Origin of the sequence: uncultured Lacinutrix sp., from assembly GCF_947500325.1 — a bacterium.
Taxonomy (GTDB): Bacteria; Bacteroidota; Bacteroidia; order Flavobacteriales; family Flavobacteriaceae; genus Lacinutrix.
In genome coordinates this window covers 39,483-61,166 of the sequence record NZ_CANMRQ010000003.1, presented here as the reverse complement: position 1 = coordinate 61,166, position 21,684 = coordinate 39,483, and the positions used below count along the sequence as shown (strand labels likewise).

Below are 21,684 nucleotides of genomic sequence, written 5' to 3'. Positions count from 1 at the left end.
ATATTTATTTTTTAAAGTTTGTATAGATAGCTTTTGCTATCATTATGTCTTGTACAGCAACTCCCGTTAAGTCCACAATACTAATTTGTTGTTCGCTAGTTCGTTGTATAGATATGTCTTGGATAGCATTACCAAGTTCTAAGACTTTTTCAGGTAATAATTTGCCGTTTTTTACTGCTCTATATATTTCTCCTCGGCTTTTGCTTTGCGAAATGCTATCTACAATAAGAATATGTGCTTTGGCAACTAAATTACTTGTAAGCTCTTGTTTTTTAGAAGTGTCGGACCCTACGGCCGTAATATGTGTTCCTGGTAAAATGTCTTTAGAAGATAATAATGGAGTTTCTGATGGAGTAGTGGTAACAATCAAATTAGAATGCGCAGCAACTTCTGCCGGATTTTTTGCAATTTGTATATTAAAGTCATGATCCAAATTGGACTTAAATTTCTCTATGTTTTTAACGTTTCTACCCCAAACCCATACCGTTTTGCATGGTGTATGTTGCTGTAGGTATTGTAATTGTAATTTTGCTTGAATACCAGTCCCTATAATACCAATGGCCTTTATCTTTTTTGGAGCAAAATATTTTGCTGCTAATGCACCAGCAGCTGCTGTTCTAATATCTGTAAGATGGCCTTCATCTAATAAGAAAGCGATTGGTTGCCCAGTTTTTTGGCTAAAGAGTAGCATTAATCCTTGGCTGGATGCTATACCCAGTTTTGGATTATCATAAAATCCAGAAGCAACTTTAATTACATAATACTCATCATTTTTAATGTAGCCATATTTAATATGAGTTTCTCCTTTGGGTTCTTTAAAAAGCAATTCACCAACAGGAGGAACAATAGTATTTCCATTGCTATATGCAACAAAACCTTTTTCCATAGCTTCAACAACATCAATATCTTGTATGAGTTGTTCTATTTCTTTTTTATGAATAATAGTGACCATAATTATGTGAGATTTCTGTTAGTAAATTGCTGTTTATTTTTTTTCCTGTAATTACTAAAACTACATTTTGTCCTCTATATTTTTTTGATGTTAATAACGGAGATACTGTAAGTGCACAAGCTGGCTCAATAATAATTTGATGCTTTTTTATAATAAATGCTAATGCTTTTTTTATATTTTCTTCTGTAATAAGTTCAAAGTTTGAAATCAAGTTTTTGCAAATGTCAAATGTTATAGCATTGGGTTGTATTCCACCTGCCGTAGCATCAGAAATAGTTTTTAAATTACTAGGCGTGACAATAGCTCCTTTTTTTATAGAATGATACATTTCTGAAGCATTAACTGGTTGACAACCTACTATAGTAATAGTATCATTATTGGAATAATAAGATGCAATTCCTGAAATTAATCCACCACCACCAATAGGTGCCATAATTGTATTAACTTCAGGGAGTTGTTCTTTTATTTCAAGGGCAATAGTGCCTTGTCCTTTTATTATTTCTATATCATTATATGGATGAATTAAAACACCTCCAATTTCATTTGCATAATTAGTAGCTTTAATCTCAGTTTCCATGCTGTTTTTTCCATAGATTCTCTTTTCTATAGGGTATTCTTCTAGTGATTTTATTTTTACTGTACTTGTTCTTTCTGGAAGAAACAAAATGCCTTTAAAGCCATTTTTTTTTGAAGCATATCCAAAAGCTGCTGCATGATTTCCTGTTGAAGCTGCAACAAATGGCTTATTAGATTCTTTTTGATTAATAGAATTTAACTTGCTTAATACACCTCGTATTTTAAATGATCCTGTACGTTGTAAGCTTTCCATTTTTAAATACACATTAGCTCCAGAGATTTTACTTAATTCTGGAGAAAACATTAAAGGTGTTTTATTAATACCATCTTTAATATTATTATATGTTATTTCAATATCTTTTTGCGATATCATGGTATTCAATTTGGAAATTTTTGATCTATTGTTTTAATAAATGCTTTTATAAGCTTCACTGAATTAATATAAAACTCAGGATTTGTTACTTCGAAATCATCTGTAGCTTTATGATAATCTGGATGATCTTCTTCACTAAACGTAATATTAGGAATTCCTCTTTCGAAAAAAGGACCATTATCTGATGAATACATCCAATAATCTTTTGTTTTATCATTAGGATTATCATGTCCATATGAAACAACTAGAGAGCTTTTTTCTGCAACAGTGGCAATAGCGGTTTTAAATTGAGGATATGGATAAGTACCAACAACATAAATTTCATTATTTAAATTCCGACTTATCATATCAAAATTAATGTATAGTTTAATATCTTTTAATGGTATATAAGGTTCTTTTACAAATGATTTTGAACCATGTAATCCTAGTTCTTCCGCATCAAAAGCAGCAAAAACGATAGAATGTTCGGGTTGGTTTTTTGTAAAATAGTTTGCTAAATACAATAATGCAGAAGTTCCAGATGCATTATCATCTGCACCATTATAGATAGTGTCATTTATAATCCCTAAATGGTCATAATGAGCACCAATAACGATATATTTATTAGGAAAAGTTCTGCCTCTTAGATGGCCAATAATATTAACGCCTTCTCTTTCTTTTTTAGTGTTTTCATCTTCGAAAGTGAAAGGAGTTATGTAACTATCGTTTAATTTCTCTAAACCAATTTTATTAAAGTAATTTTTAATTAAATCTTGAGCCTCTTTATTGTCGCCAGTTCCACGTCCTTTAAAAGCATTAGAGGCAAGTCGTTTTTGGATATCTAGAAGTTCTGAAAAAGAATTAGTCGTTAAGACCTTATATTTTTCAATTTCTTCTATAGTCATCCAATGAATATTATCTGCTGGAGCTGCTTCTAAGGTATACCAATAAAAATCTAATGGAATATCCATTTCCTTATAATAGGCTAAATACTTTTTGTGTTCTTTATGATCTTTTGGGAAATCTAATGCTGCCTGGTCTCCTCCAGACCATGAATGAACTCCTAGTTTAGCTGTAGAATGAGCAGCACGATTTTTACCCGCTAAAAACATATCTGTTCCTCCAGAAGCAACCATTCCATTTTCGGGAATGTAAGTATTAATATTATGTTTTCTAATCTCTTGAGAAGCAGCAAGGTTAACCTCGTCATCTAAAGAACCAGGTACTTCTTCCATAACTAATGTAGTAATTGTTGGATTTGCTTTAAAAACCTTAGAGATATCTTCTAAAGTGTTAGAATATATTACCCCTTTCATATATATGGTGTCTTTTTCTACTTGATTTTCCTTAAAATAGAACTTTGCAACTTGGTCGCCTTCCATTTTTAGTAATACATTTTGACCAAAAGCGCTATTATATAAAACCTCTGGAAAGAAAAATATAATAGATAGTATAATAATAAATATTATACCTAAAATGATACTTGTTTTCTTCATAATCTTTGTGTTATAGTATTATAATATTTTAAATAAAAAAACCTCCGTATACCAAAATCAAATTGAATTGATTTTAAGGTATACGGAGGTTTCCGTAAGACATTCTCTTATTTTTCCAATAGTCTTCCTTAAAGCTAAAAAATAAGAGTGTAACTTAATAGTTACTTTATTTCAATAGTGTAAATATATAAGAAAAATATTAAATAGCCTTAAATTTATTTTTTGAATAAAAAATATTAAGCTTTATTGGATTGCTTTATTTGTCTGGTATTCAGATAAGTATTCTATTGCTGAAATAAGTGTTTAACTATTGTTTTTGCAGCAATTTCACTGCCTTCTATAGAAGGATGAAAACCATCAGAACTGTAGTAATTTTTCTCTTTTGAAAAATCAATGTGTTTTTTCCATATTTCACCTACGGGTAGTAAAATTGAATTGTTAATTTTTGCCGCATCTTTATGGTTTTTTATAACATCATCAAATGTATAGTAATAGTTTAAAGACGGCCAAACCATAAAGTAACATAGTTTTGCACCATTTAATTTACATAAATTACTATACTTTTCTCCGTAATCAATTAACATTTTTCTACCATCACTTTGTGATGATGGTCCTTGTTGTATAATAACATAGTTATATTTTTTACTTGAAATCAATTTTTGAACTTGCCCATTATTCCAATGATCTACAATAGCATAATTAGGAAAAGCAATCATTTTAGTATTAACTTTTATGCCTTTTTGCTTTGCATGTTTTTTTACAAGCTTTGGTAAATTATTTGTGTAAGTAAGACTGTTACCAATAAATAATATATTATAGCTTTTATTATCATCTATTTCTTGTTGACTATATACATTAGAAAAAGTAATTAATGACGCGAAAAATAAAAAAAATAATTTCTGCATATTTTTGAGTTTTTTTTGTTCCAATTGTACGCTAATATGTTTTTTAAATACCATTTTGTAACTCGTAGTATTTTCTATAGTCTCATTTATATTATTACTAGCAATTTTTACTACCAATATCTAAGTGCTTTACCATTCTCCAGGTGTTCTTTTAAAGATTCGTGAATCAAGTACTTCCATCCACCAATGAAATTATCTCTTTTAAAATCTGGATTTGTAAAAGTTTCAAGTCCCTCATGTATTAGTTTTACTTTGGTTTTATCTCCAAAAGATAATAATTCAAAAGTAACAAAAGAAATCCCAGTATATCCCTCATATTTCCATGAGTATCTTAGTTTTTTATAAGGAATTACTTCTAAAACCTCGCATAAGTGTATATAACGTTTCTTTTCTTGGCCGCCTTCAAATTGAAATTTACAACCTACTTCAGGTTTAAAGTCAGCGATATCAAAATACCACCTTTTCATTAACTCTTTTTCTGTAATTGAACGCCAAACAAGTTCTAATGGAGCATTGAATTCTTGTTCTATTATTAATAGTTTATTATCCATCTTAAATAGTGTTTATTGTCATTTTTTAGGTTCAGACTGTAATTCGTTTAATAAATTGTCAAGTAGATTTAATTTCTCAGTCCACATTATTCTAAAAGGCTCTAACCAATCTGCTACTTCTGTTAGTTTTTTAACTTCTAGATTACAATAGCGTTCTCGACCTTCTTTTTTAATGGTAATTACACCGCATTCTTGCAAGTATTTAATGTGTAATGATACAGCTTGCCTGGTCATGTCAAACTTGTCCGCTAAGGCATTAATATTTTGAGATTCACTCGTCAATGATATTAGTATATCCCTTCTTGTGGGATCTGCTATAGCATTAAATATATCTCTTTTCATGGTTTCTTAAATTAATACGCAAGTAATTGCTTGCTAATATAAATGAAAGTATTCACTTGCGCAATTTTTTTAATAAATAAAGACCTATAAAATGTATGAGTATGTGTAATGTTAATTACCGAGACGCTCTAACGGTTTCTAGTTTTTATGGATTTGAATTTTTTTCACAAATTCCCATGTATCAAAAATTTGTTTTAAACGCGATTTAAATTCTATAGAATCTTCACTTTTCTCTAATTTAGTAAAGGTATCGTGTAATTCTCCACGAAGTGATGGATGTTTATCAGATACTTTTCTAAAATCTAACCAAGCTTGAATATGTTTATAAAATGCTGATTTAAATTCATCTGGACAATTTGAATAATCCAGAGATTTTAAATTTTTTGTATAGATAGTTATGGTTTCACTTATAGAGATGTTTTTTGAAGCATGATTTCTAATTTCTCCATAAATGCTGTCCTTTTTAAAGATTTCTTTAATACAATCTGTTTCAGTTTTTAGATTAGAAATGTTTAACTTTTCTTCATTTCCCTTACAGCCTAATAACAATAAAAACGATATAAATACAAAGAGAGACTTCATAAGTGATTTTTTTATTTAAGAAACATTGATTTTAGTTATAAAGTATTAGTTTATATCTTTCATGTAGAAAGAAATACTTTACTATTAATACAACAAGTTAGTAAATTTCAATAAGAAATTATTTTTAATACTTATCAATATTAGTTTCTATAATATTTTAAAAACGCATTGTAGTTCTTACATTAAAAACACGAGGTGTTAAGTAATTTGGTATAGCATATTGTCTTTTACTATATACATCTCTTACCCATGTATTAGTAATAGAATTCTGAACATTAAATACATTAAAAATTTCAAATCCTAAAGACAGTGCCTTAAATGGTTTTTTCCAACCACTATCATATTGTTTTTTTTCATCGACTAATACAAATTGAAAACCAATATCTGCACGTTTATAGTCTGGTAAACGTAATTGGTAGTCATAGGGATCTGCATAGCTAGGTGATCCACCTGGTAAACCAGTATTATACACTAAATTTAAATACATTTTAAAGTTAGGTAAATTAGGCACATAATCTTGAAATAAAGCTGCAAATTTTAAACGCTGATCTGTAGGTCTAGCAATATAACCACGATTGTTAATATTTTGTTCAGTTTTTAAATATCCAAAGCTAAACCAGCTTTCTGTACCAGGTACAAATTCTCCATTTAAGCGCATGTCTAAACCATAAGCATAGGCTTTTGCTGTATTATTTGCACTATAACGAATACGAACATTTTCCACAGTATATGGGTTTACATCTGTAAGGTTTTTATAATAGGCTTCTGTTGTTAGTTTAAAAGGTCTATCCCACATTTTAAAACTGTAATCGTTTCCTAATACTAAATGCACAGAACGTTGAGCTTTTACATTTGGTTGCACATCTCCATTAGCATCACGTAATTCTCTATAAAATGGAGGTTGATAATATAAACCACCACTAATACGAAATAACACGTCTTTTTCCCAATTGGGTTTAATTGCAAATTGAGCTCTTGGGCTTATTACTGTTTGAGATTTACCAGATATATTAGAATCTTTTACAGTCCAGGAGTGTGAACGAGCCCCAATATTATACCATACATCTGCATCACCAATTGTACTTCGTTTGCTCCATTGACCATAAACTTGTAATCTATTTATTTGTGTATTATTTCTTGCTTGTACATTATTAAAAGCAGTTATAGGGAATTCATCTGGAGCATACGGCTGATCACTAAAACCGGTACCTGGTGTATTAATAGAAAAACCAGCAGAGTCAATAACTTCCCATTCTATTAAACGATCACGAATGTCTTCATTTGTATATTTTACAGACCATTTAATTTCATTATCATTAATATCTGCAGTTCCTTTGTGTTCTATAGTTGTTATTAAGGCATCTAAATCATTTCTACCATGATTAAGCTGACTACCAATACCTTCAGAAAACTCCACTTCACCTAAGTCTTCACTTCCAATATTACTATTAACTTCTCCTAAACGGTATTGCGCTAAAATATCAAAATGTTCTTCTTCAGTGGTATGGTATGTTGATGCTACTAGACTTAAGTTTACATTGTCATTTAAATCATAACTACCTTGTAAAGCACCAAAAAGTGTTTGATAACTATCGCGTTCTTGACCTTCATAAATAACTAATAATGCTAAAGGATTATCTAAGGTTCCAAAATTTGTTTGCCTAGCTTGTGGTTGATAGTTATATCTGTTTAGAGAAGCGTTACCTAAAAAGCTTAGCTCAAATTTATCTGAAAAGGTATATGTTAAATAAGTCTGTCCATCTATAAATGTTGGATCATAATTAGTTTCTGTTTCTTTAGCTTCTACAAGTAAACTATTATCACGATAACGAACTCCAGTAATAGAAGAAAATTTTGAATCTTTGCTTGCAGATTCTACAGCAACACTACCACCAAGTAAGCTTAAATCTGCTGCTACAGCAAAATCAACAGGTTTTTTGTAGGTAATATCTAAAACTGACGATAGTTTGTCTCCGTATTTTGCTTGAAAACCTCCGGCTGAAAAATCAACGTTTTGTACCAAGTCACTATTAACAAAACTTAAACCTTCTTGCTGACCAGAGCGTACTAAGAATGGTCTATATACTTCTATACCGTTTACATAAACTAAATTCTCATCAAAATTACCACCACGCACAGAGTATTGTGTACTCAATTCATTATTACTACTAACACCTGGTAATGTTTTTAAAATATTCTCTACACCTGCTTGTGCGCCAGGTATTTTTCTTATAACAGCTGGTTCTATAGTAGTAACACCTTCAACATCTTTTCGTTTTCTTCCGTTTACAACAACTGTAGATATTTGAGCTATATCAATTTTCATTACTGGGTTAAACTCAAATGTTTCTCCATTTTTTAAATTAACTTTAATAGATACTTTTTTATGCGATAAATGGGTGTATTCTATTGTAAGGTCTGTATTAGCTGGGACTTTTAGTTCGTAAAATCCATTTGCATTAGTTGTTGTTCCTTTATCTGTTCTAGAAGTTATACTTACTGCTTCAATGGGTACATTATTTTCATCTAAAAGAACACCAGTTATTGTTGCAGTTTGAGCCAAAGCAAAAAAGGGCAGGAGAAAGGCTAAAATTTGTAATAGGTTAGTTTTTGTAGTCAAGATCTTTAATTTATTTTCTATAAAAAGTAGTTTCAAATGTAGTACTATTTCCAACATTATCTGTAACTATTACTTTTAAATTATTTTTAGTGTCAGTACTTATACCATCATTAAAATCGTATGTTAATGTTTTCTTTTTATGGCTATATTCCATTAATATCCATTTGCCATTAATAGTGGCGCGATAACTTGAGATACCAGTTATTTTGTCATCAATCTTCACTTTTAAAAAGCGATATTTACTCATCCATGAACCGTTTTTAAATCTAACAGGTTTTATTGTAGGAGCAATTGTATCTCTAGCTAGAACGTATGTACCTAAATCTTTAGTACGTGTAGTTAAAATATTTCCTTTTCTTTTTGTAGAAGAATAACTTGGGTAATTTTTCCAACCAACTAATTCAGCAATATATAATTGATCAATATTTTCATTTTTATATTGACTAATATCGAAACTAATAGTAAAGTTCTTTTTTACAGGAAGTATTGGTTTATGTAAAGTAAGTGTATCGTTTTTTACAGAAAAATCTATAAAAAAACTATCATAAAAAGTGTTTTTAGGAAAAGTTACACTTATGTTTCCTTCATTTAAATTACAGACTTGATCACATTGCACATAATTTTGCATAACAACTTCTGGTTCTATATCACTTGGAAGCTTATTTAGACCATTAATAGTTAAATCTAAAACGGTTTCATTGCCTTTAAAATCACTAATTTTTGCTTTATAAACTGAAGCTGTATTATCATTAATAGTAATATAGCCATCATCTATTATATTATTATATAAGCTTAATGGATTATTTGTTTCCAAAAACAATTTTTGTAGTCTTTGTTTTTTAGTTTTAAAATGCTCGTAATCTATTAAACGGTTAAGGTGTTTCGTTTCGGCAAAAGAGAAACGTTTAAAGTCAATTTCAAAATTTTCAATGCCATTATAATATGTTTTAATATTATAAACTCCATTTTTATTAGCCGCTAAATCTTGCCTATCTATTGTTTGTATTGCAAAACCAATGGTGCCATAGGCATTTATATCTTCAATCTTATAATTGCCATTTGTTTGTGGGATTAGTCGCAGTTTTTGTTTTTTATTAGACCCATTAACATGAGAGTTTTTACCAATAGGATAGGCATAAACATTAGATATTATAGGTTTTGTTGTGTCTTTGACATCAACACCAAATAACATAGGATTTATAGGCCTTTCCGCATTATCACGAATTTCAAAATGTAAGTGCGGACCAGAAGAGCTACCAGTATTACCAGAATAAGCAATAACATCTCCTTTTTTAATTTTTAAAGCATCAGATGTTGGGAATAATTCAATTTCAAAAGATTCCTTTTTGTATTGTTTTTGCTTTACATAGGCTTCAATTTCAGGACTAAACTTTTGTAAGTGTGCATATACACTTGTATAACCATTTGGATGTGTAACATATAATGCTTTACCATATCCAAAATGAGCTATTTTTATTCGACTTACATAACCATCAGCTATACCGTAAACTTTTAATCCTTCTACACGTTTAGTCTTTATATCTATACCAGAATGAAAGTGATTAGAACGTAATTCAGCAAATGTTCCTGCCAAAATTATTGGAATATCTAAAGGAGATCTAAAATAATCTTGAGGATATGGGTTCTGAGAAAAAACAGAACAACTAAGTAAAAAAAATAATAGAAATATGCGCATAAAAAAGTATTAGTGCTAAAATATACATTTGATTACAATTATACTAAATGAATTTATAAATGCTATAGATCAATTTTTTATTATTTTTTTAGTTAAACTAAAATGTAAATATTCTTAGAGGTACATTTTATATTAAAATTTGCCAAAAAAAGAAATAATGTTAATGAAGTATTTATATGCTTATTTAGTACTTATTTATAAAAGTAAATCAAAGACCAAGCCATAGTATTGATTATAAGGCAACAAAATTTAATATAATAAGCTAGCTTTTTATATTTTAAATTTTATTGAAAAACAATTGTAAAATAGGTCGCATTCTGTTAACTTTGTAAGATAAGTATTGATATTTGTAAATGAGTAATATTGAAGCAATTGTAGATGCTCTTGAGAATAAAATTAGTAAAGTCTTACATAAACAAAGTGTTTTAAAGCAAACTAATTTAAAATTATCACAAGAATTAGAACAATCTCAAAATACTATTCAAAACCAAGAATTAGCAATAGCTGCTTGGCAAGAAAAGTACGAAACACTCAAAATGGCCAATACAATACTTGGCAGTGACAACGATAAAAGAGAAACAAAACTCAAAATAAACGCGTTAATAAGAGAAATTGATCATTGTATTGGACAACTCTCTGAATAAACGTAACATAGCAATAATATGGCTGAAATGCTTAAAATAAAGCTTTCTGTAGCTAATAGGGTTTATCCTTTAACCATTCCACCAAGTCAGGAAGAAGGATTGCGAAAAGCAGCTAAGAAAATTGATGCCATGATTAAGCAATTTGAGCAAAGTTATTCTGTTAGAGATAAACAAGATGTTTTAGCAATGTGTGCTTTACAATTTGCAGCTCAAGTAGAACAGAAAACTTTAGATAAAGAACATGTAAACGAGCACGTAGAGGATAAGCTTAAAGCTTTAAACGAAGTGCTAGAGATACATTTAAGTTCTTAAAAAAATATAAACGTTCTTATAAATAACATTAGGTTACTGCCTACATTAATTATTTTTTTGATAAACTCAACGTTAATTCTTTAAAAAGGGTGAGTTTAAGTTGTAAAAGCGTGCTGTCTTAGAGCAGATACTTGATCAGCTTGTTAGCCCTAAACTTGTTTTTAAGGAGTTTATACAAAACCAAAATTAGTGTAGGCTTTTTTTTTGAAATAAGTAACCGATATAAATATATAATCAAAACTAACTAACATGGATAATACAATTTTATTAATTGTAGCAGGTGTTGCTATTGGTGCCATAATTGGATTTATTGTGGCAAAAATGCTAGAAAAAAACAATGCCTCAAAACTTATAACAGATGCAAAAAAATCTGCTTCAAGTATCTTAAGAGATGCAAAGAATGAAGGAGAAAGCATAAAAAAAGATAAAATATTACAGGCAAAAGAAAAATTTATTGAACTAAAATCTGAACACGAAAAAGTTATTTTATCTAGGGATAAAAAAATGGCTGAGGCAGAAAAGCGTACTCGTGATAAAGAATCTCAAATCTCTAATGAGTTATCTAAGAATAAAAAATTAAATCTAGAAATTGAAGCTAAAGATAAAGATTACAATCATAGATTAGATATTCTAGGAAAAAAACAAAAAGAGATCGATAGACTTCATAAAAGTCAAATTGAGCAATTGGAAGTTATTTCAAGCTTATCTGCTGAAGAAGCTAAATCTCAATTAGTAGAATCTTTAAAAGGAGAAGCTAAGAGCGATGCTATGGCTTATATTCAAGATAAGATGGAAGAGGCTAAGTTAACAGCCCAACAAGATGCAAAGAAGATTATAATTAATACAATACAGCGTATAGGAACAGAAGAAGCAGTAGATAATTGTGTTTCTGTTTTTAATATAGAAAGTGATGATGTAAAGGGAAGAATTATTGGACGAGAAGGTAGAAACATTCGTGCCATTGAAGCTGCAACTGGAGTTGAGATTATTGTAGATGATACGCCTGAGGCTATTATTTTATCATGTTTTGATTCTGTAAGGCGTGAAATTGCACGTTTATCACTTCATAAATTAGTGACTGATGGTAGAATACATCCTGCAAGGATTGAAGAGATTGTAAAAAAGACTCAAAAACAAATTGAGCAAGAAATAATAGAAGTAGGTAAGCGTACTGTTATAGATTTAGGAATTCATGGTTTAAACCCTGAATTAATAAAAATGGTTGGTAGAATGAAATACCGTTCGTCTTATGGCCAAAACTTATTACAACACTCACGAGAAGTAGCTAAGTTGTGTGGAGTTATGGCAGCAGAATTAGGTTTAAACCCTAAATTAGCAAAAAGAGCAGGTTTGTTACACGATATTGGTAAGGTACCAGATGCTGAAGCAGATATGGAAACACCTCATGCTATTTTAGGTATGCAATGGGCTGAAAAGTATGGTGAAAAAGCACAAGTTTGTAATGCTATTGGAGCACACCATGATGAAATTGAAATGACCTCTTTATTATCACCAATTGTTCAAGTTTGTGATGCTATTTCTGGAGCAAGACCTGGAGCAAGACGACAAGTATTAGATTCTTATATTCAACGTTTAAAGGATTTAGAAGATGTTGCTTTTGGTTTTCAAGGAGTGAAAAAAGCGTATGCTATTCAAGCTGGACGTGAATTACGTGTTATTGTTGAGAGTGAAAAGGTAAATGACCAAAATGCTGCAGATTTGTCATTTAATATCTCACAGAAAATTCAAACAGATATGACATATCCTGGTCAAGTTAAGGTAACTGTAATTAGGGAAACAAGAGCTGTTAATATTGCGAAGTAAATAAAAATAAAATTATAAAACCAAATATAGCTCAACTTGTTAAAGTTGGGCTTTTTTGTTTTTCAACAGTTGCTGTTGAAGTCATTTCTTTTGAAAAGAAAAGCGTAAATGTTGTACTCACATTAACTATACTAGAAACTTCTATTTTACCTCCAAATGCTTCTATTTGACTTTTAGTAAGGTATAATCCAACGCCTTCTGCATTTTCATTATTATGAAAAGTTCTATAAAGACCAAAAATGTCTTTTCCATATTTTTCTAAATCTATACCTAATCCATTATCTTCTATTTTTAGAATATTATATGCATCGGTTGTTCTAGATGTTAGATTTATAATAGGCTTCCTATTAGGATGTCTATATTTGATAGCGTTAGATAATAGGTTTTGTATAATGCTTTCTAAATAAGCAGGGTTAAAGTTTATTGATAAATTATCTTCAATATTATTATTAATGGTTACTTGGTGCTCATTAATATCTATTTCTAATAAATTTATGGCTTGTTTTAGATAGGTTTTTAGAGAAATATTTTCTGTAGTAATCTTTTCATTATATTCTACAGAAACAATTTCATTTAAGTTTAAAATAGTTTTACTTAAAGATTGAGATAGAGTACCTAAATAAGTTATAATCTCCTCTTTTTCAGAAATATCATCAGTATCTTGATAAAATTTTAATAAGCTTTTAAAATTCCCAGAATGTTCTTTAAGGTTGTGCGTAACAATATGCGCAAAGTTTTTAAGTTTACTATTCTGTTTAGTAATTAAGCTTAATGTATTGTTAATTCTAATTTCATTTTCAACACGTTCAGTAATATCTGTATGCGTGCCAATAACTCTAACGGGAACCCCATTAGAATCTCTCTCAATTATTTTACCTTTATCAAGAATCCACTTATAAGTTCCATCATTACATAATACACGATGTTGATTTTGATAAATAGGGCATAATCCATTTAAATGATCTTGAAAGTCTTGAAAATATTTTTCTTTATCTTCAGGATGTACTCTATCATTCCAATCTTGTGAATTTGTACCAAAGTTTTTATCATCGTCAATATAGCCAAGAATTAACTTAGACTCTTTAGAGTATGAGACTATATCTTCATTGGTGGTGTTGTCCCAATGCCAAACACCAACGTTAAAGTTCTCAAGAGCAAATTGCCATTTTAATGTTTCAAAATGGTCAATATTGGTTTGATTTTTATTTAGTATAGAAGCTTTATCAACAAGTTTCTTCATAACAACATTTAATCTGGGTCTATCAAATATATTAATATAGTAAGATTAAAGACTCATATTACCGTTAAATATAGTTAAATGCCGATAAAAAGCTTTAAATATCGATTAAGTGCTATTTTCTTGGGTGAAAACTTTGCATAACATCTTTTAAATGACTATTGTCAACATGCATATATATTTCGGTAGTAGTAATACTTTCATGACCTAGCATAAGTTGTATAGCTCTTAAATCTGCCCCATTCTCCAGTAAATGAGTGGCAAAAGAATGACGAAAAGTATGTGGAGAAATAGATTTTTTTAAATTAATTTTTATAGCTAAATCTTTAATAATTGTAAATATCATAGCTCTAGTTAGTTGTTTGCCTCTTCGGTTTAAAAATAGAGTGTCATTATATTCCTTAACTACAGGTTGATGATTCCTGATGTCATTTCTGTAGATATTAATGAATTTTTGAGTTGCTGGTATAATTGGTACAAAACGTTGTTTATCTCCTTTTCCTGTTACTTTAATAAAGCCTTCATCAAAAAAAAGATCTGAAATTTTTAAATTCGTTAATTCACTAACACGTAAACCACAACCATACAAAACTTCTAGAATTGCTCTATTACGCTCACCTTGTGGTTTACTTAAATCTATTGCTGCAATAAGCTCATTTATTTCAGTTTCACTTAATGTATCGGGTAGTTTTCTTCCAATTTTTGGTGAATCTATAGTGTCTAAAGGATTTGTTTCTCTATAATCTTCAAATACTAAATAATTAAAAAAACCTTTAAGTCCAGAGATAATTCTTGATTGAGATCTAGCATTAACAGTTTTGGCTATAGTATATATAAACTGTTGTATGGTTTCTTTTGAAATTACTGTAGGTGAAACAGTAATATTATTTGAGTCTAAATAATGAATTAGCTTTTTAACATCAAAACTATAATTATTAATAGAGTTTTGAGAAAGTCCGCGTTCAATTTTAAGATAAAGTTCGTAATCTTTTAAAGCATTTTTCCATTTCATGGTATAAATATATTGAAAAGCATTTTTTTATTTGTGATCTTTTATTCAATAATTGATTAATTTGTTAAACACCTGTTTGTCAAGTTGTTGTATTGATTGCTTGTGAGTTTTGCTCCTATAAGTTTGGTAGATAATCGGATAATTTATACTTTGGACGAGTTAATCAATTAAAATTAAAACAATTAAATTATGAAAAAAGTATTTTTAACAGCTGCTATTGCTGTTTTATCATTCGCTACAACACAAGCGCAAGAGATTAAGTTTGGAGTTAAAGCTGGAGTAAATGTTTCTAAATTCGGTGGAAGTTTACCTGGAGTTATTGATTTTGGGTCTATAGACTACGAATATAGAACATCATTTCACGTTGGAGGTCTTGCAGAGATTATGTTATCAGATAAATTTGCTTTGCAACCAGAACTTTTATATTCTTCTCAAGGTTCAAAGATATCAGAAGTAGATGGGAATTTTAATTCTGAATCTATTCTTAAGTTAGATTATGTTAATGTGCCAATTATGGCTAAATTTATGCCTTTTGAAGGTTTCAGCATTGAAGCAGGACCTCAAGTTGGTTTTTTAATTTCTGCTAAAGAAGATTATACGGATTCTGATGGTGATGCTAATGAAGATGGTATTGATATTAAAGATGATGTTAAATCTATTGATTTTGCACTTAACTTAGGTGTAGGATATAAATTAGATAATGGAATCTTATTTTCTGCACGTTATAATTTTGGTTTAATAGATGTAGATGATGCTGATGATGTTGATAATGTTGATGATATTTTTGAACCAAAAAATAGAACATTACAAGTATCTGTAGGATATATGTTCTAAAAAATAGACTTAAATATATTTTTAAAACCGAAGCATATGCTTCGGTTTTTTGTTTTTGTTTTGTAAAAACTTAAATATCAATTATTTGTGATATATAATGTAAAATATTGCTTTTTTTACTTGTTTTAAGTCCTTATTGAAATTACTTTTGCGCCCTTAAATTATTTAAAAGTTAATCAATTATGAAAAAATTATTATTTACAGCTGCTATTGCTGTATTAGGGTTTACAAGTGTTAATGCTCAAGAAGATTCTTCTTCTAAAGGAGGTTTTGAAAAAGGTGATGTTTTTATTTCTGGATCTGTTGGTTTTGGAAGTGAATCTCAGGCAGATGATAAAACTAACGGTTTTACAATTGCTCCAAGAGTTGGATTTTTTGTATCTGAAAACATTGCAGTAGGTGCACAATTAAGCTACGGTTCTTTTACTGATGAAACTAAAGTTGCAGATACTACAATAGAAGATAAAGATACTACATTTGGTGCTGGTGTTTTTGGACGTTACTATTTTACTCCAGACAGCCAGTTTTCTATATTTGGAGAATTAGCAGCAGGTATCTCAAGTACTAAGAATGAACAAACGGGTGTAGATGTTGATGCTAAATCTAATGGATTTAATATTGGTATAGCTCCAGGTATTAGCTATTTCGTGTCTAATAACATTGCTTTAGAAGCTTCTTTTGGTGTTTTAGGTTACTCTAGTGATAAAGCTGATTTTGACGGTGCAGAAGCTCGTAACAACTTTAACTTTGGTGTTAATTTATCAGACATCAACTTTGGTATTATATACAAGTTTTAATTAAACTAATTATTAATATTAAAGGGCCGAAACATTTGTTTCGGCCCTTTTTATTTTATCGTTTTATAATTTTATTGGCCTAGTTTTGAAAGTAATTTATTTTTGCAACTTATTTAATTAATTCAATCCTATTTTAACATGAATTTTTTTTTCAATTATTACAATTACACTATTTACAATAACGAATGTTTATTCTCAAGAGGATGATGGTTTAGGTTATTTTCTTTTTGAAGGAAAATTATTTTTAGAAGGAAACTTAGGTTATAATTCTGTAAATGATCAACAAAGAGATATTAAAACAACTGCATATTATGTAAATTCAAAAGTAGGTTATTTTGTAGCACATGACTTTGCTGTTGGTATTGATTTATCTTATTCTCAAACAAATGAGGCATCAGCAGGAGCAGATACAGATGATATAACAAATATTAATGATGGAGTCTTTGGTTGATACTATTTTTTGCCTTTAGGAGAACGATTTAAAGTGTATACAGAATTAGGAGCTTCATATTAAAATATGAAGAAGGTATAGAAGGACCAGTTAATGCTAGTGGGTTTGAATTTGGTATAGATTAGGTATTAACTATTTTGTAAAAGAGAATTTAGCTATTTCATTTACATTATCAGATTTAGCAAATTATAGAACCTTAACTTATGAAGAAAGAGCGATAACTGAATTTGAAACCATAGAAGAACAAACAGTGAGTGAGTTTAATGCAGATATTAATGTTATAAATAACTTTTTTCAAACTGCAAGATTCGGTTTTTTTATGTTATAACTTTCGTATTTTTATACCTATGAAAAAAATTATCATTATTAACGGACCAAATTTAAATTTATTAGGAAAAAGAGAACCTAATATTTATGGAAGCCTTTCTTTTACAGAGTTTTTTGATACTGTTAAAGAAAAATATCCTGAGGTAGAATTATCCTATTTTCAATCTAATATAGAAGGAGAACTTATTGATAAATTGCAAGAATTTGGTTTTAATAGTGATGGTATTGTTTTAAATGCAGCAGCTTACACTCATACATCTGTTGGCATTGGAGACGCTGTAAAAGCAATAGAAACTCCAGTTATTGAAGTACATATTTCTAATACATTTTCCAGAGAGGAATTTAGACATCAATCATTTATTTCTCCAAATGCTAAAGGAGTAATTTTGGGTTTTGGCTTGCAAAGTTATGAGTTAGCGATACAGAGTTTTTTATAATATCTTTAAGTTTTTTAATAGAGTATTAACGCATTCTTATAATTTGTTTATGATAGCTTTGTGATTTATTAACAGCTTTCGAAGATAGTTTTGTAGCATAATTATATTAATCAACATATTATGCAAAAAACTACTTTATTAATTGCATGCATTATTATCTCAGTATTTTCTATGCATGCTCAAATAGCCACTGAAAAACCAAAGGATAAAAAAGTAACCTTTGGTATACGTACAGGTTATGAATTTCAAGTTAACAACAGTAATTTAAACTATAAACTTAATTTGCCATACGTAGGCGCATTTACCGACATTAGACTTAATGAAAAATGGGGCTTATTGCTAGAATTAAATTTAAGGTCTGAGAAAAGAGAAGAGCTTTTTAATAATGGCTTTAGGGCTAATGTTGATGAGCTCTATTTAACTGTACCTGTATTATTAAAATACAAAGCTTTTAATAAGCTTAATTTCTATGCTGGTACACAAGTCTTATCTGCATCTTTAGTAAACCATATTTCTGGATTTAAAAAATGGAATTCTATATTTGGGCTACAATATAATTTGACTAAAAGTGTGTTTTTCGATGGGCGTTTTAGGCATGGTTTTGAAAAAAGAAAATCTACCAATAACTTTCGAGATAATAGAGTAAGTATTGGTATTGGCTATAAATTTTAAGCATAAAAAGACGATTCTTAGCTTCTAAAAAAATAATGAGTTTTAGTTATTCTTTTTTATTTATTGATTTTATGTTCATATGGAAAATAAATTACTTTTTATTGAGTTTAATCTCTATTATTGTTAAAGACATTGGTTTGTATAACGATGTAGGGTTTTTATAAGATTTTCCCCTTTTGCATTTGAGGTTTTTTGTAAAACATTAACTTCCTTTTTTGTTTTATTTATAATTCTTTTGTGAGACTTTTAAGAAGTACTTGAGATAGATTTGCTTTATAATAATCAATTAAATTAAATCAATTATGAAAAAATCATCAATTACTGTATTACTTTTTTTCTTAACTATGTTAAGTGTTTATGCCCAACAAGAAGAAAAATCAAATTCTAAAAAAATCACTTACGGGTTAAAAGGAGGTTTAAATTTATCGACACCAAACGGCTATCTAACAGATAATACTGAATCTAAATTAAGTTTCCATTTAGGTGCATTTGCAGAGATAATACTGTCGGATAAATTCGCAATACAGCCAGAGTTGCAATATTCTATTCAAGGAGCAGAAGTTAACATAAAAACTACCGCATTGGGCAACTTCACTGTTAGTGATACTTATGAGTATATTAATATACCAATCATGGTTAAATATTTTATAACAGAAAAGTTTAATGTAGAAGTAGGACCTCAAATAGGATATTTATTAAATGCAGAACGGGATTATGATATTATGTCTTCTTCTAATTTGTCTTCTTTAAATAATATCACAAAGGATGTTGAAAGAATTGATTTTGGATTAAACTTTGGTCTTGGTTATAAATTATCAAAACATTTAAATGTTGGTGTTCGTTATAATTTGGGGTTAAGTAAAGTGGTAAATTCACCAGCAGTTACACAGCCTAAACCTGGAAAACTTAAGAATAGTGTTTTTCAAGCTTCTATAGGTTATTCATTTTAGATGTAATATTTCTTATAATATTACTATTTAATTAGTTAATCTAAATTTAATTTACTAATAATTTATATAAAGCAGCAAGCTTGGTTTTCTAAAAAAATAATGAGTTTTAGTTTATTGTAGTTATTCTTTTTTATTTAATGATTTTATGTTCATATGGAAAATAAATTACTTTTATGTATCACTGTGTTTTTAGTCTTTAATCTTAACGCTCAAGAAAAAAATAAGACAGATAGTTTTGGAGTTAATGATGAAGTGGAAATTGAAAACGCTCCTAATTTTTATGCTAAAAGATTTTCAGAATACAAACTCAATGATAATTGGAATCTTAGAGTAGAGATGATTCAGCAAAGTGTAGAAGGAAAAACTCTTTTTGAGCTTCCTTTTTTATTTAAACACAATATTAATAATAAGCTTAATATTATAATTGGTCCTGAAATAAACTTACTGAAAGAAAAGGATGGTAATATTGAGCATACGACTTTTGAAGGTGTATTTGGATTGCAATATGATGCAACAAAAAATATTCAGCTCGATGCTCGTTTTAATTACCGTATTAATAATAATGAATTACCTATTCAAAATCATTATTCGACAGGATCTAGGAATACTTTAAATTTAGGTAGTAGATTTAAATTCTAAAAAAAATGCGATTCAATATTGAATCGCATTTTTTATATTTCTATAAAGCAAAAGCTTATAAATGTATCACTTCATCATAAGCATCTGCTACAGCTTCCATAACAGCTTCACTCATTGTTGGATGTGGATGCACAGCTTTTAACACTTCATGCCCTGTCGTTTCTAGTTTACGTCCTAAAACGGCTTCTGCAATCATATCTGTAACTCCAGCTCCAATCATATGGCAACCTAACCATTCACCATATTTAGCATCAAAAATCACCTTTACAAAACCATCTTTTGCTCCAGAAGCACTAGCTTTACCAGAAGCAGAGAAAGGAAATTTTCCAACCTTAATATCTAGGCCTTGCTCTTTGGCTTGCTTTTCAGTTAAACCAACACTAGCAATTTCAGGAGAAGCATAAGTACAACCAGGGATGTTTCCGTAGTCTAAGGCTTCAACATGTTGTCCAGCAATTTTTTCAACACATAAAATACCTTCAGCAGAAGCAACGTGTGCTAAAGCTTGTCCAGGAGTTACATCTCCAATAGCATAATAGCCAGGGATGTTTGTTTGGTAGTAATCGTTTACTAAAATTTTATCTCTATCAACTGCAATACCAACATCTTCAAGACCTATACCTTCAATGTTAGTTTTAATACCTACAGCACTTAAAACTAAATCAGCTTCTAAAACTTCTTCACCTTTTTTAGTTTTTACAGTCGCTTTAACACCAGTTCCAGAAGTATCTACACTAGTGACTTCAGCACTAGTCATTACTTTAATACCGCTTTTCTTGAATGATTTTTCCATCTGTTTAGATACATCAATATCTTCAACAGGTACAATATTTGGTAAATATTCAACAACAGTAACATCTGTTCCCATGGCATTATAGAAATATGCAAACTCTACTCCAATAGCACCAGATCCAACCACTATCATTTTTTTAGGTTGTTTTTTTAATGTCATGGCTTGACGGTAACCTATTACTTTTTCTCCATCTTGTGGTAAACTAGGTAATTCACGTGAACGCGCTCCAGTTGCAACAACTATATGATCTGCAGAATATTCTTTACCATCAACATCTACTTTTTTGCCTGGTTTTAATTTGCCAAAACCATTTATAACGTCAATCTTATTCTTTTTCATTAAAAACTGAACACCTTTACTCATGCCTTCAGCTACGCTACGACTACGATTGACAACAGCATCAAAATCTTTATCATAATCTTTAACTATTAAACCGTAATCATTAGCATGTTTAAGGTATTCAAAAACTTGTGCCGATTTTAATAATGCTTTAGTAGGAATACAGCCCCAATTAAGACAAACACCACCAAGACTTTCCTTTTCAACAATTGCAGTTTTAAAACCTAATTGCGATGCTCTAATTGCTGTTACGTAGCCACCAGGACCACTTCCAAGAACAATAATATCGTATTTACTCATTATGTAATTTTTAGTCGTTTTTAAGAAGCTACGAATTTACGAAA

The 21,684-nt window shown here is 29.5% G+C and carries 21 protein-coding genes and 1 other RNA gene; 10 read left to right on the top strand and 12 right to left on the bottom strand.

The genetic code is table 11. The features are described 5' to 3' along the window. Nucleotides 1-4 precede the first annotated feature (4 nt). From Q0997_RS05450 to Q0997_RS05410, 9 genes are all read right to left on the bottom strand, one after another. Entirely contained in the window at nucleotides 5-952 is a 948-nt protein-coding gene (locus Q0997_RS05450; protein ID WP_299885736.1) for a hypothetical protein, read from the bottom strand. Next, nucleotides 933-1,901: a pyridoxal-phosphate dependent enzyme gene (locus tag Q0997_RS05445; protein WP_299885733.1), complete on the bottom strand. Its 969-nt coding sequence runs from the start codon at nucleotides 1,899-1,901 to the stop codon at nucleotides 933-935. Before Q0997_RS05445 ends, Q0997_RS05450 begins: the two co-directional genes overlap by 20 nt. 5 nt (nucleotides 1,902-1,906) lie before the next feature. Then, nucleotides 1,907-3,376, bottom strand: coding sequence for a M28 family peptidase (locus tag Q0997_RS05440; RefSeq protein WP_299885730.1), 1,470 nt, complete (start codon nucleotides 3,374-3,376; stop codon nucleotides 1,907-1,909). A 284-nt stretch (nucleotides 3,377-3,660) separates the two neighbouring features. Continuing rightward, the gene (locus Q0997_RS05435) at nucleotides 3,661-4,281 is read right to left on the bottom strand and encodes an SGNH/GDSL hydrolase family protein (RefSeq protein ID WP_299885727.1); all 621 of its coding nucleotides are present in this window, start codon (nucleotides 4,279-4,281) and stop codon (nucleotides 3,661-3,663) included. Between the two features lie 110 nt (nucleotides 4,282-4,391). After that, nucleotides 4,392-4,832: an SRPBCC domain-containing protein gene (locus Q0997_RS05430; RefSeq protein WP_299885724.1), complete on the bottom strand. Its 441-nt coding sequence runs from the start codon at nucleotides 4,830-4,832 to the stop codon at nucleotides 4,392-4,394. Nucleotides 4,833-4,850: 18 nt separating this feature from the next. Continuing rightward, nucleotides 4,851-5,174: a helix-turn-helix transcriptional regulator gene (locus Q0997_RS05425; protein ID WP_299885722.1), complete on the bottom strand. Its 324-nt coding sequence runs from the start codon at nucleotides 5,172-5,174 to the stop codon at nucleotides 4,851-4,853. Nucleotides 5,175-5,312: 138 nt separating this feature from the next. Then, nucleotides 5,313-5,756: a hypothetical protein gene (locus Q0997_RS05420; RefSeq protein ID WP_299885719.1), complete on the bottom strand. Its 444-nt coding sequence runs from the start codon at nucleotides 5,754-5,756 to the stop codon at nucleotides 5,313-5,315. A gap of 157 nt (nucleotides 5,757-5,913) precedes the next feature. Further along, nucleotides 5,914-8,433, bottom strand: a complete 2,520-nt coding sequence (locus Q0997_RS05415) for a carboxypeptidase-like regulatory domain-containing protein (RefSeq protein ID WP_299885716.1) — start codon at nucleotides 8,431-8,433, stop codon at nucleotides 5,914-5,916. Beyond that, nucleotides 8,387-10,072 carry a M23 family metallopeptidase gene (locus Q0997_RS05410; protein ID WP_299885713.1) on the bottom strand — a complete coding sequence of 562 codons (1,686 nt, stop codon included), beginning with the start codon at nucleotides 10,070-10,072 and terminating at the stop codon, nucleotides 8,387-8,389. The genes Q0997_RS05415 and Q0997_RS05410 overlap by 47 nt, the downstream gene beginning before the upstream one ends. 353 nt (nucleotides 10,073-10,425) lie before the next feature. Between Q0997_RS05410 and Q0997_RS05405 the strand changes: the two genes are divergently transcribed. From Q0997_RS05405 to rny, 4 genes are all read left to right on the top strand, one after another. Further along, nucleotides 10,426-10,716, top strand: coding sequence for a hypothetical protein (locus Q0997_RS05405; protein ID WP_299885710.1), 291 nt, complete (start codon nucleotides 10,426-10,428; stop codon nucleotides 10,714-10,716). Between the two features lie 18 nt (nucleotides 10,717-10,734). Next, entirely contained in the window at nucleotides 10,735-11,028 is a 294-nt protein-coding gene (locus Q0997_RS05400; protein WP_299885708.1) for a cell division protein ZapA, read from the top strand. Between the two features lie 64 nt (nucleotides 11,029-11,092). Then, a non-coding RNA gene (ssrS, locus tag Q0997_RS05395) (6S RNA) lies at nucleotides 11,093-11,200 on the top strand. 77 nt (nucleotides 11,201-11,277) lie between these two features. Further along, nucleotides 11,278-12,852, top strand: a complete 1,575-nt coding sequence (gene rny, locus Q0997_RS05390) for a ribonuclease Y (protein WP_299885705.1) — start codon at nucleotides 11,278-11,280, stop codon at nucleotides 12,850-12,852. 31 nt (nucleotides 12,853-12,883) lie between these two features. Here rny and Q0997_RS05385 read toward each other — a convergent pair whose 3' ends face one another. Together Q0997_RS05385 and xerD are read right to left on the bottom strand one after the other, a co-directional pair. Next, nucleotides 12,884-14,092, bottom strand: coding sequence for a PAS domain-containing sensor histidine kinase (locus tag Q0997_RS05385; protein WP_299885703.1), 1,209 nt, complete (start codon nucleotides 14,090-14,092; stop codon nucleotides 12,884-12,886). 112 nt (nucleotides 14,093-14,204) lie between these two features. Next, nucleotides 14,205-15,101: a site-specific tyrosine recombinase XerD gene (gene xerD / locus Q0997_RS05380; protein ID WP_299885700.1), complete on the bottom strand. Its 897-nt coding sequence runs from the start codon at nucleotides 15,099-15,101 to the stop codon at nucleotides 14,205-14,207. A 189-nt stretch (nucleotides 15,102-15,290) separates the two neighbouring features. Between xerD and Q0997_RS05375 the strand changes: the two genes are divergently transcribed. The 6 genes from Q0997_RS05375 to Q0997_RS05350 all read left to right on the top strand — a co-directional run bounded on the left by Q0997_RS05375 (nucleotide 15,291) and on the right by Q0997_RS05350 (nucleotide 20,208). Next, on the top strand, nucleotides 15,291-15,935 hold the full coding sequence (locus Q0997_RS05375; RefSeq protein ID WP_299885697.1) for a porin family protein: 645 nt from the start codon (nucleotides 15,291-15,293) through the stop codon (nucleotides 15,933-15,935). Nucleotides 15,936-16,117: 182 nt separating this feature from the next. Beyond that, nucleotides 16,118-16,732, top strand: coding sequence for an outer membrane beta-barrel protein (locus Q0997_RS05370; RefSeq protein WP_299885694.1), 615 nt, complete (start codon nucleotides 16,118-16,120; stop codon nucleotides 16,730-16,732). A 798-nt stretch (nucleotides 16,733-17,530) separates the two neighbouring features. Then, on the top strand, nucleotides 17,531-17,947 hold the full coding sequence (gene aroQ, locus Q0997_RS05365) for a type II 3-dehydroquinate dehydratase (protein WP_299885692.1): 417 nt from the start codon (nucleotides 17,531-17,533) through the stop codon (nucleotides 17,945-17,947). 120 nt (nucleotides 17,948-18,067) lie between these two features. Beyond that, nucleotides 18,068-18,619, top strand: coding sequence for a porin family protein (locus Q0997_RS05360; protein ID WP_299885691.1), 552 nt, complete (start codon nucleotides 18,068-18,070; stop codon nucleotides 18,617-18,619). A 302-nt stretch (nucleotides 18,620-18,921) separates the two neighbouring features. Further along, on the top strand, nucleotides 18,922-19,569 hold the full coding sequence (locus tag Q0997_RS05355) for a porin family protein (protein ID WP_299885688.1): 648 nt from the start codon (nucleotides 18,922-18,924) through the stop codon (nucleotides 19,567-19,569). 153 nt (nucleotides 19,570-19,722) lie between these two features. Continuing rightward, complete coding sequence (locus tag Q0997_RS05350) at nucleotides 19,723-20,208, top strand: hypothetical protein (protein WP_299885685.1); 486 nt, start codon at nucleotides 19,723-19,725, stop codon at nucleotides 20,206-20,208. Between the two features lie 55 nt (nucleotides 20,209-20,263). Here Q0997_RS05350 and lpdA read toward each other — a convergent pair whose 3' ends face one another. Then, nucleotides 20,264-21,640, bottom strand: coding sequence for a dihydrolipoyl dehydrogenase (lpdA, locus tag Q0997_RS05345; RefSeq protein WP_299885650.1), 1,377 nt, complete (start codon nucleotides 21,638-21,640; stop codon nucleotides 20,264-20,266). Nucleotides 21,641-21,684: the final 44 nt, after the last annotated feature.